This window comes from Lysobacterales bacterium, assembly GCA_016703225.1.
GTDB lineage: Bacteria > Pseudomonadota > Gammaproteobacteria > Xanthomonadales > Ahniellaceae > JADKHK01.
Map to the genome: position 1 here is coordinate 736,172 of JADJCM010000001.1, position 11,592 is coordinate 747,763.

The 11,592-nt window shown below is 59.9% G+C and carries 3 protein-coding genes, 2 tRNA genes and 3 rRNA genes; all 8 read right to left on the reverse strand.

Features of this window, described 5'->3' with window-relative positions; translation table 11 throughout:
* Positions 1–22 precede the first annotated feature (22 nt).
* The 8 genes from IPG63_03180 to IPG63_03215 all read right to left on the reverse strand — a co-directional run bounded on the left by IPG63_03180 (position 23) and on the right by IPG63_03215 (position 11,517).
* A complete protein-coding gene (locus IPG63_03180) occupies positions 23–2,464 on the reverse strand; it encodes a TonB-dependent receptor (protein MBK6726258.1) in 2,442 nt (813 codons plus the stop codon).
* 77 nt (positions 2,465–2,541) lie between these two features.
* Positions 2,542–4,560 carry a sulfotransferase gene (locus tag IPG63_03185; protein MBK6726259.1) on the reverse strand — a complete coding sequence of 673 codons (2,019 nt, stop codon included), beginning with the start codon at positions 4,558–4,560 and terminating at the stop codon, positions 2,542–2,544.
* 202 nt (positions 4,561–4,762) lie between these two features.
* Positions 4,763–4,877: ribosomal RNA gene (gene rrf / locus IPG63_03190) — 5S ribosomal RNA — on the reverse strand.
* Between the two features lie 108 nt (positions 4,878–4,985).
* Positions 4,986–7,856 (reverse strand): 23S ribosomal RNA (locus IPG63_03195).
* A gap of 279 nt (positions 7,857–8,135) precedes the next feature.
* Positions 8,136–8,211: transfer RNA gene (locus IPG63_03200), tRNA-Ala, on the reverse strand.
* 20 nt (positions 8,212–8,231) lie between these two features.
* A tRNA-Ile gene (locus tag IPG63_03205) sits at positions 8,232–8,308 on the reverse strand.
* Between the two features lie 103 nt (positions 8,309–8,411).
* Positions 8,412–9,956: ribosomal RNA gene (locus IPG63_03210) — 16S ribosomal RNA — on the reverse strand.
* The 16S, 23S and 5S rRNA genes sit together here with 2 tRNA genes alongside, the layout of an rRNA operon.
* A gap of 355 nt (positions 9,957–10,311) precedes the next feature.
* Positions 10,312–11,517: a tyrosine--tRNA ligase gene (locus IPG63_03215; GenBank protein ID MBK6726260.1), complete on the reverse strand. Its 1,206-nt coding sequence runs from the start codon at positions 11,515–11,517 to the stop codon at positions 10,312–10,314.
* Positions 11,518–11,592 lie beyond the last annotated feature (75 nt).

Below are 11,592 nucleotides of genomic sequence, written 5' to 3' on the forward strand. Positions count from 1 at the left end.
TTGCTGCGCCAACCCTTCTTGCCTAGAACTCCTGCGAGAAGCGCACGCCGAAGGTGCGTGGCTGGTTGACCGAGATGTAGGTCTGGTCGCCGCACACGGTCTCCGGGCACTGCACCCAGCGCGATTGCTGCGCGACTTCGTTGGTCGCGTTGCGCAGGAAGAAGTCGAAGTTCAGGTCGTTCCACTTGAAGCCGGCGGAGAGATCCAGCGTCGTGTATCCGGGCATGCGACCGAGAATTTCGTTTTCGACCGTGCGCAGGTCGGACTCGCGCGCACCTTCATGCACGATCGTCGCCTGGAAGAACGGTTCCCAGTCGCTGTCCCAGGTGTAGCGCGCCATGACATTGCCCTTGAACTTGGCACTGATCGGCATGCGTGTGCCTGCCGGCGCCTGCGGGCCACTGACCGGATCGCCGTTCGGGTCGAGCGTGCCGGGCGGGCACACGGTGATCGAGTTGCCGTCCACCGACCAGCCGCAGTAGTTCTCGGTGAGATCCGCGTCATACAAGGCGATGCCGCCGCCAATGCGCAGGTTGTAGCTGGCTGCCCAGCTCAGGTCGCTCTCGAGGCCGCGAATCTGGGCCTGATTCGCGTTGCGGATTTCGGTGAGGCCATTCGCGCCGAGCAGCGAGAATTGGAAGTTGTCCCAGTCTTCCTGGAACACGGCGCCGTTCCAGATCACGGTGTTTTCGCCCCACACGGTTTTCCAACCGGCTTCCCAATTGGTCAGGTAGTCCGCCACGTAAGGCGGCAGCGTGCCGCGCCGGTTAAGACCGGCCGGTCGATAGCCTTCGGACCAGGTGAAATACAGCATGTGTTCCGGATCAAACTGGTAGGAAAGATTGATGCGCCCGAGCCAGTCACTCTCCTCGGTGGACTTGCTGAATTGCTCGCAGGGCGCGCCGTGGAAGTCTTCCCAGTTCGCGGCGTCGTCGCCATAGCGAACCGCGCAACCGGCCTCGCCGTAGCGTGCTGCCGGGGGCCTGCTGGTCTGCGACGAGTAACCCCGGGAGAATCCGAAGAACCCCGCGAGGCTGTTGTCCGCCTTGAACGAGCGGACGCCCACCGTCGCCGTGAACTGCTCGGTGAAGTCGTAGGAAACCTCGCCGAACAAGGCTTCGTCATGATCCTGGCGCACCTGCTTGGTCAACCAGATGGTGTCTTCCCAGCCGGTGACCGAAATATCGGACGCGAGGTTGTCCACTTTATAGCGTTGCTGGATATCGTGCGACTGCTGCTGCCAGAACAGCCCGACGACGAAGCGCAGCGGCTCGTCTGCCGATGACGCCAGGCGCAGTTCGTGGCTGCGTTTGCGGAAGCCGTCCTGGCTCTGGATGTACTGCGACGGATTCACCAACACACCGGCATCGTCATAAAAATAGGCGCCGGACCCATTCAGGGTGTCGTACCAGAAGCCGTAGTCGGAATAGTCGGACTCGCCTTCGATGTCGCGCTTCAGGTGGGCGAAGGCGTAGGTCAGGTCGAAGTTGCCGATCTTGCCCTGCACCGTCAGCGCCAGTTGGCGCCAGTCATCGTCGGCGCGCTCGGGGTAGGTGTGCGAGACATTGAGCTCGCCGAGATTTTCATCGTAGGCGAACAGCCCGCCCTGGCGCTGACGCTGCGCCATCAACGTCGGCATGATCGACCAGTTCTCGTTGAAGTCGAGCTTGAGTGCGGCACGCGCACCCTGGGTACGCACGTCGTTGTAGTCGTCTTCGACCAACTCGGCGTTGTCATCGGTGATGCCCGATGTGGGGAAGGTGCGTTCGCCGTAGATGTTGTCGATGTAGCCCGCATCGCGCTTGCTCCAGCCGACCAGGCGGATCGCGGCACTGTCGCTCAAGGGAATATTGGCGAAGCCTTCGCCGACGAAGCCGACGCCGCCAGCGCTGATCTTGTTCGTCTCCAGGCCGTAACCGGCTTCGAATCCAGTCGGGTCCGGCTTGTTCGAAATGATGCGGATGGTGCCCGCCTGCGAGCTGGCGCCATACAGCGTGCCCTGCGGACCAGCGAGCGCCTCGACACGTTCGATGTCGTAGATGTGCACGTCGAGCGCGCCGGTGATCGTGGTGATCGGCTGCTCATCGAGGTACATGCCGACGCTCGGCTGCGGACCCGAGTGGTTGCCGTTCTCGCCGCTGGCGACACCGCGCATGTACACGCGGGTGAAGCCCGGGCCGCCGCTGTCGATGGAAACGCTGGGCAGCAGCGCGGCAAAATCGTCGAAGTCGCCGATGTTCTGCTCCTGCAACACCTCGTTGCCGAGCACCTGCAGGCTGATCGGAACTTCCTGCAGATTTTCCGAGCGCTTTTGCGCGGTGACGGTGATGGTTTCGAGGACCGCGCGGTCATCGCTCTCCTCGTCGCCGGACTCGGCGGCGGCCGGAGCGCTGTCCTGGGCAAAGGCCAGGCTGCCCATCGCCAGCCAGACTGCGGCGGCGAGCGGCGCGCGACTCAGCGCCATTCGTGTTCGTTGCTTGCTGCTGACCCTCATTGCCACTCTCCCATCGTGTGGTTGCTGCTGCGACTGACCGCCCCGCCTCAATCGTTCGGCGGTTCGGGATAGTAATCCAGGACTTTGCCCAAGGCTTGCTTCAATTCCCCGAGCCAGGGCTCGTAGTGCCGCCAGTGGTCGACGCCCTCGCGGTAGATCGGCAATCGCACCTGCTCGGAACTGGCGGTGCGCACCGGGCGGTCGTTCTCGAAAAAGCGCAGGCAGGCCGCGTCGAACGGCAGGCCGCAATAATCGAGCAGTGTCCGCACCTCGTTCTCGGTGTCGTCGACCATGCGCTCGTAGATCACCCGATGCACGCGTCCCGGCAACACCGCGTCGAAGTGCGCCATCAGCTCGACGTAGTCGCGGTAATAGCGACCGATATCGTCCAGCGCATAGCTGAAGTTCTGGCCGCGCGCGAAGTACTGCTTGAATACCGAGAAGCAGCAGGCAAGCGGGTGGCGGCGGGCGTCGATGATGCGGGCATTGGGCAGCGCCAGATGGATCAGGCCGACATGAAAGAAGTTGTTCGGCATCTTGTCGATGAAGAACGGCGCCGCAGTCTTGCGCTGAATGCGGGTGCGCTCCAGATAGGCGTGGCCGATCGCAGCGACTTCGTCGCGACTGATCTCGGCGAGCACCTCGTGGTAGGTGCGCAGGCCCTGCGCCGTGGCGCGCTCGCGCAACTCGCGCGTCAGGCTGATGAGCTCGGGCAACTCCATGGTTCCCTCCACCTGCGGGTGGCTGGAGAGAATCTGTTCGATCAGTGTCGATCCCGCACGCGGCAAACCGACCACGAAAATCGGATCACGCGAGGCGATGCCGCAGTCGGACCGCGCAGCGAAGAACTCGGTCGTGTACGTCGCCCGCGCACGGCGCACGCGCGCGCTGGCATCGCGCGCGTCGTATGCAATCGTGTCGCGACGCAAGCGATTGCCTGCGGCATAGTGCGCGAACGAGCGCGCATAATCCTCGGCGTCCTCGTGCGCCTTGCCAAGCGCGAACTCGAACTGCGCGCGCTGCTCGGTGGCGAGATCGCTCCTCTGCAGCTGCGTCTGCATCGCTTCGAGGTCGGTGCCCTCGAAGCGAAATGTCTTGAGGTTCGCCAGGCTCCAGTACGCCTCACCGAAGCCCGGGTCGATCGCAATGCTGTGTCGATACGCGGCAATCGACTCCGCGCGGCTTCCGGCCGTTTTTAAAGCATGTCCGTAGCTGAGGCAAAGCCTGGCCTGATGCGGGTACTGCTTGAGCAGGCGCTGGTAGATGTCCAGCGCAGACGCGTAGTCGCCGGTACGGCACAGCACCGCCGCCTTCAGGTTGAGCGCAGCCGCGTTCTCCGGCTCCTCGCGCAGCAGCGCAGCAACCTCCGTCAGCGCTTGCCCGGGCTTGTTGTTTCGGTGCAGCAGCAGTGCGTACTGCTGGCGTGCGGCGAGAAATCCAGGCGACAGCTCCAGGCAGCGCCCGAGCAGATGTTCGGCGTCGTCATTGCGGCCCATGCGTGCTGCCACTTCGGCGAGCATGCGAATCGCCGCGACATCACTGGGCGACTTGAACAGCCGCGCCCGCAGCAAACGCTCGGCCTCCGGGATCCGCCCTGCGCACAGCGCATCGGCTGCGCTCAGCAGTTCGGGATCGCGCGCCGAGTGGCGCAGGAACTGATGGTAGGCGTGGGCCGCGCCGCGTTCGTCATCGACCGCCCGGCAATGCTGCGCCAGGGCCAGCCAGGCCTCGACCAGGCGCGGCTCCAACTCCACGGCACGACGCAATGCGCGCCCGGCGACTTCGTCCTCTCCAGCGCGATCGCATAGTTCCCCCCACTCAAGCCAGATCGCGGCGGAGCGCGGGTTCTGCTGTCGCAAGGGGTGCAGCAACGCGCGGGCGGTCTCCAGATCGCCACCTCGTCGCAGGGCACTCGCGAGCAGCAACTGCGCATCCGGCTGGCCCGGCAGCACCCGCAAGATTTCGCGGGCCTGCTCGGCGGCCACCGCCGGCTGTGTAGGAAGAAGCCGCCGCGCGTGGACCAGTGCGGTACGTAAATCTCCGGTAGCTTCCGGCACTGCGTTCATGGCCTCCCCGAACCTGCGCCGACGCGGGCGCGGCCCCTGTCCAATCTGCCTGTTGGCACGCCCGGGCCCTTGTTAAATCTTCGTGATCGAATGGCAGAACAACATACGCCATGCGGGTTGTCAATCTGCCGAACAGCGCTGACGCGCGAGGCTCCAATAGCAACGCCCCGCCGATTGCTCGGCGGGGCGTTTCAGATAAAGCCCTTGGCGGTGACCTACTCTTGCATCGCTTAAGCGACACTACCATCGGCGCTGCAGCGTTTCACTTCTGTGTTCGGGATGGGAACAGGTGGGACCACTGCGCTATGGCCGCCAAGGAGACGGCTGGAGACGCGCATTGCGCGTACTCGCATGGGGGGATGGGACGTAACAGGGTTTGAGGCTTGCTTCGATGTGTCATCGAGGCTAAAGCGTCTTGAGGTTATAGGGACAAGCCACACGGATCATTAGTACTGGTTAGCTGAACCTCACGGTCTTACACACCCTGCCTATCAACCACCTGGTCTTGATGGTTCCTTTAGGGGACTTGTGTCCCGGGAGATCTCATCTTGAGGCGCGCTTCCCGCTTAGATGCTTTCAGCGGTTATCGCTTCCGAACGTAGCTACCCGGCAATGCCACTGGCGTGACAACCGGAACACCAGGGGTTCGTCCACTCCGGTCCTCTCGTACTAGGAGCAGCCCCTCTCAAATCTCCAACGCCCACGACAGATAGGGACCGAACTGTCTCACGACGTTCTGAACCCAGCTCGCGTACCACTTTAAATGGCGAACAGCCATACCCTTGGGACCGACTACAGCCCCAGGATGTGATGAGCCGACATCGAGGTGCCAAACACCGCCGTCGATATGAACTCTTGGGCGGTATCAGCCTGTTATCCCCGGAGTACCTTTTATCCGTTGAGCGATGGCCCTTCCATACAGAACCACCGGATCACTATGACCTACTTTCGTACCTGCTTGATCCGTCGATCTTGCAGTCAAGCGAGCTTATGCCATTGCACACACTGCGCGATGTCCGACCGCGCTGAGCTCACCTTCGTGCTCCTCCGTTACTCTTTAGGAGGAGACCGCCCCAGTCAAACTACCCACCATACACGGTCCCTGACCCGGATTACGGGCCTAGGTTAGAACGTCAAGCACATCAGGGTGGTATTTCAACGTCGCCTCCATGCCAGCTAGCGCCAGCACTTCAAAGGCTCCCACCTATGCTACACAGACGAACTCAACGTTCAGTGTAAAGCTGTAGTAAAGGTTCACGGGGTCTTTCCGTCTTGCCGCGGGAACGCTGCATCTTCACAGCGATTTCAATTTCACTGAGTCTCGGGTGGAGACAGCGCCGCTGTCGTTACGCCATTCGTGCAGGTCGGAACTTACCCGACAAGGAATTTCGCTACCTTAGGACCGTTATAGTTACGGCCGCCGTTTACCGGGGCTTCGATCAAGAGCTTCGCTTGCGCTGACCCCATCAATTAACCTTCCGGCACCGGGCAGGCGTCACACCCTATACGTCCACTTGCGTGTTTGCAGAGTGCTGTGTTTTTGATAAACAGTCGCAGCGGCCTGGTCACTGCGGCCCAATATCGCTCAATGATGCATATCACCACGATACTGGGCGCACCTTCTCCCGAAGTTACGGTGCTATGTTGCCTAGTTCCTTCACCCGAGTTCTCTCAAGCGCCTTGGGATTCTCACCCTGCCTACCTGTGTCGGTTTACGGTACGGTCCTCGTGATCTGAAGCTTAGAGACTTTTCCTGGAAGCGTGGCCTCGGTGACTTCGTTCTAATGAACTCGTCTCGGTGCTCGGTGTAGAGGGTCCCGGATTTGCCTAAGACCCACACCTACCGCCTTTCCCCGGGACAACCAACGCCCGGTACACCTAGCCTTCTCCGTCATCCCATCGCAACCACGAGCGGTGCTGGAATATTAACCAGCTTTCCATCGACTACGCATTTCTGCCTCGCCTTAGGGGCCGACTCACCCTGCGCCGATGAACGTTGCGCAAGGAAACCTGGGGCTTTCGGCGTGGGGGCTTTTCACCACCATTATCGTTACTCATGTCAGCATTCGCACTTCCGATACCTCCAGCAGCCTTCTCAAGCCACCTTCGCAGGCTTACGGAACGCTCCTCTACCACGCACACAAAGTGTGCATCCCTAGCTTCGGTATACCGCTTAGCCCCGTTAAATCTTCCGCGCAGGCCGACTCGACCAGTGAGCTATTACGCTTTCTTTAAAGGGTGGCTGCTTCTAAGCCAACCTCCTGGCTGTTTTAGCCTTCCCACATCGTTTTCCACTGAGCGGTAATTTTGGGACCTTAGCTGAGGGTCTGGGTTGTTTCCCTTTTCACGACGGACGTTCGCACCCGCCGTGTGTCTCCCATACAGTCCGTCTTGGTATTCGGAGTTTGCAATGGTTTGCTAAGTCGCGATGACCCGCTAGCCATAACAGTGCTCTACCCCCAAGAGGATACATATGAGGCGCTACCTAAATAGCTTTCGAGGAGAACCAGCTATCTCCAGGTTCGATTAGCTTTTCACTCCTAGCCACACCTCATCCCCTACCTTTGCAACGGGAGTGGGTTCGGGCCTCCAGTGCCTGTTACGGCACCTTCACCCTGGGCATGGCTAGATCACCTGGTTTCGGGTCTACTGCCCGCGACTATGCGCCCTTATCAGACTCGGTTTCCCTTCGCCTCCCCTATACGGTTAAGCTTGCCACGAACAGTAAGTCGCTGACCCATTATACAAAAGGTACGCAGTCACCCTTGCGGGCTTCCACTGCTTGTACGCATACGGTTTCAGGTCTATTTCACTCCCCTCACCGGGGTTCTTTTAACCTTTCCCTCACGGTACTTGTTCACTATCGGTCGGTCAGACGTATTTAGCCTTGGAGGATGGTCCCCCCATATTCAGACAGGGTTTCTCGTGCCCCGCCTTACTCATCTTCATGCACAGTGCCCTTTAGCGTACCGGGCTATCACCTTCTATGGCTGGCCTTTCCAGACCATTCCGCTAGAACACCATGCACTTAAGGGCTGGTCCCCGTTCGCTCGTCACTACTGGGGGAATCTCGGTTGATTTCTTTTCCTCGAGGTAATGAGATATTTCAGTTCCCTCGGTTCGCTTCCACACCCTATGTATTCAGGTGCGGATACTCCTTGCGGAGTGGGTTTCCCCATTCGGACATCCCCGGATCAAAGTCTGTTGCCGACTCCCCGAGGCTTTTCGCAGGCTGCCACGTCCTTCATCGCCGCTGACCGCCAAGGCATCCACCGTATGCGCTTGTTCGCTTGACCCTATAACCCCAAAACGCCTTCGCGTCCTGGAAGCCAAACAAACCTCAATCATTTCGCTTACTTGCCTCAACGACACATTCGGAAGCTTCGCTTTCACACCATCGCTTGCGCGATCGCATGAGGGCGAGCCCCAAACGCTTGTTACGTCCCATCTTGTCAAAGAACGAGGCCTGGACTTCAACGTCCGGTCTTCTAAACCACTTGGGTCGAGCGAGCTTTCGCTCCACCCAAGTGTTCTGTCTTTTGTAGCGTGCGTTCCAGAGATCGCTTCCGGCAAACTGGTGGAGCCAGCCGGGTTCGAACCGACGACCCCCTGCTTGCAAAGCAGGTGCTCTACCAGCTGAGCTATGGCCCCGTGATATCTCGCTCGCGAGATGGTGGGTCTAGGAGGACTCGAACCTCCGGCCTCACCCTTATCAGGGGTGCGCTCTAACCAGCTGAGCTACAGACCCAACTGCTGTTGGCCTGCCGTGAAGCTGCACTTCACGCGTAGCCGCGTTCTCTGGTTTCTACAGGTGTCTTGAATGGACGCCCGACAGGTCTCTGCCAGACTCTAAAGGAGGTGATCCAGCCGCACCTTCCGATACGGCTACCTTGTTACGACTTCACCCCAGTCATCGGCCACACCGTGGCAAGCGCCCTCCTTGCGGTTAAGCTACCTGCTTCTGGTGCAACAAACTCCCATGGTGTGACGGGCGGTGTGTACAAGGCCCGGGAACGTATTCACCGCGGCACTGCTGATCCGCGATTACTAGCGATTCCGACTTCATGGAGTCGAGTTGCAGACTCCAATCCGGACTGGGATCGGTTTTCTGGGATTGGCTCCACCTCGCGGTATTGCAACCCTCTGTACCGACCATTGTAGTACGTGTGTAGCCCTGGTCGTAAGGGCCATGATGACTTGACGTCATCCCCACCTTCCTCCGGTTTGTCACCGGCAGTCTCCTTAGAGTTCCCACCTTTACGTGCTGGCAACTAAGGACAAGGGTTGCGCTCGTTGCGGGACTTAACCCAACATCTCACGACACGAGCTGACGACAGCCATGCAGCACCTGTGTTCGAGTTCCCGAAGGCACTCCCTCATCTCTGAAGGATTCTCGACATGTCAAGACCAGGTAAGGTTCTGCGCGTTGCATCGAATTAAACCACATACTCCACCGCTTGTGCGGGCCCCCGTCAATTCCTTTGAGTTTCACGCTTGCGCGCGTACTCCCCAGGCGGTCGACTTAACGCGTTAGCTTCGATACTGAGTGCCAAGTTGCACCCAACATCCAGTCGACATCGTTTAGGGCGTGGACTACCAGGGTATCTAATCCTGTTTGCTCCCCACGCTTTCGTGCCTCAACGTCAGTGCTGGTCCAGATGGCCGCCTTCGCCACGGATGTTCCTCCCGATCTCTACGCATTTCACCGCTACACCGGGAATTCCGCCATCCTCTACCGCACTCTAGTCCACCAGTATCGGATGCAGTTCCCAGGTTGAGCCCGGGGCTTTCACATCCGACTGAGTGAACCATCTACGCACGCTTTACGCCCAGTAATTCCGATTAACGCTTGCACCCTTCGTATTACCGCGGCTGCTGGCACGAAGTTAGCCGGTGCTTATTCCTCAGGTACCGTCAGCACGCAAGGTTATTAACCCTACGCTTTTCGTTCCTGATAAAAGTGCTTTACAACCCGAAGGCCTTCTTCACACACGCGGCATTGCTGGATCAGGCTTGCGCCCATTGTCCAATATTCCCCACTGCTGCCTCCCGTAGGAGTCTGGACCGTGTCTCAGTTCCAGTGTGGCTGATCATCCTCTCAGACCAGCTACGGATCGTCGCCTTGGTGGGCCTTTACCCCTCCAACTAGCTAATCCGACGTCGGCTCATCCAATCGCGCGAGGCCTTGCGGTCCCCCGCTTTCACCTCTCGGTCGTATGCGGTATTAGCTAACCTTTCGGCTAGTTATCCCCCACGACTGGGCAGATTCCGACGTATTCCTCACCCGTCCGCCACTCGCCACCCACAGTATTGCTACTGCCGTGCTGCCGTTCGACTTGCATGTGTTAGGCATGCCGCCAGCGTTCAATCTGAGCCAGGATCAAACTCTTCAGTTAAATCAAAGCTGAAAAGCGAACCAAGTCAGTTCACTAGCGTTAAAACTACTGTTCTTTCTTGGACGCCATATTTCTTCGGCAGGTCAATAACCCGCCAGGCGCCCACTCAAAACACCTGCGCACGCTGTCAAAGATCGCTCATCATCGCCAGACTTCCGTCCGCCGCGCCGGAACATTTCGTCCCGAGTGAGCCGCGCATTATAGAGCGCGTTTGGTGGCTGTCAACTACTCGCGCTGCGTTTTTTTATCTCGCTGCGCGTTGTTTGCCCCTCCTCTGCGGAAGGGGCGCGAACTCTAGCCAGACACCCCAAGCTTTGGAAGCCCTGCGATGTTCGAATGCACAAATTGTTCAGGTTCAGCGCAACGCCACGCGCAGGAAAGAGCGCTTCCCGACCTGCAGGATGAACACCGCCCCGGCAGCAAAGGTCGCATCTCTGTTCTCGATCACTTCGCCATCGATGCGCACGCCGCGTTCGCCAATCTTGCGGATGGCCTCCGACGTGCTCGCCAACAGCCCGCTTAGCTTGAGCAGTTGCGGCAGTCGGATGCCGTCGGCGCCCACCACAATTTCGCGCTGCTCCACTTCGGTCGGCAGTGCTCCGCCCTTGACGGTGTCGTTCCAATAGCGCAAGGAGTCGTCTGACGCCGTCTTGCCATGGAAGCGTTCGACCAGCTCCAGCGCCAGCGCCAGTTTGAAGTCGCGCGGGTTTGCGTGGCCGGCGGCGACCTCGCTCTTCATCCGCGCGATGTCGGCCATCGACTTCGCGAACGACAGCAACTCGAAGTAGCGCCACATCAGCTCATCGGAGATGCGCATGGTCTTGCCGAAGATCTCGTTCGGTGCCTCGTTGATGCCGATGTAGTTGCCGAGCGATTTCGACATCTTGTTGACGCCGTCCAGCCCTTCCAGCAACGGCATGGTGATGACGATCTGCGGCGCTTGCCCGACTTCGCCCTGCAACTGGCGGCCGACCAGCAGATTGAACTTCTGATCGGTGCCACCCAGCTCGACGTCGGACTTCAGCGCCACCGAGTCGTATCCCTGCACCAGCGGATACAGGAACTCGTGGATCGCGATCGACTGCTGCCCGGCATAGCGCTTGTGGAAGTCGTCGCGCTCGAGCATCCGGGCGACAGTATGCTTGGCTGCGAGGCGGATCATGTCGGCTGCGGACATCTTGCCGAACCACTCCGAATTGAAGCGCAACTCGGTCTTCTCGCGATCCAGCACCTTGAACACCTGAGCGGCGTAGGTCTTCGCGTTCTCGGCCACGCCTTCCTCGGACAGCGGCTTGCGCGTCACGTTCTTCCCGGTGGGGTCGCCGATCATGCCGGTGAAATCGCCGATCAGGAAAATCACCTGGTGCCCGAGTTGCTGGAACTGGCGCATCTTGTTCAGCAGTACGGTGTGCCCGAGATGCAGGTCGGGTGCGGTCGGATCGAATCCGGCCTTGATGCGGAGCGGGCGGCCGAGTTTCAGGCGCGCCTCCAGCTCCTCCATCTTGATGACTTCCTCGGCACCACGGCCGACCAAATCGAGCGATTCCTGCAGTGACGGCATGTCTTGGCCTGCGACTTCGAGTGGGAACGGACCACGTACCTTAGCGGACGCGGCGAGCACCCGGCAGCGGCGCCG

Bases quoted from the DNA above. Each gene is read 5' to 3' on its own strand.
- IPG63_03180 (MBK6726258.1), bottom strand. From the start codon at position 2,464: ATGGCGCTGAGTCGCGCGCCGCTCGCCGCCGCAGTCTGGCTGGCGATG.
- IPG63_03185 (MBK6726259.1), bottom strand. From the start codon at position 4,560: ATGAACGCAGTGCCGGAAGCTACCGGAGATTTACGTACCGCACTGGTC.
- IPG63_03215 (MBK6726260.1), bottom strand. From the start codon at position 11,517: ATGCCGTCACTGCAGGAATCGCTCGATTTGGTCGGCCGTGGTGCCGAG.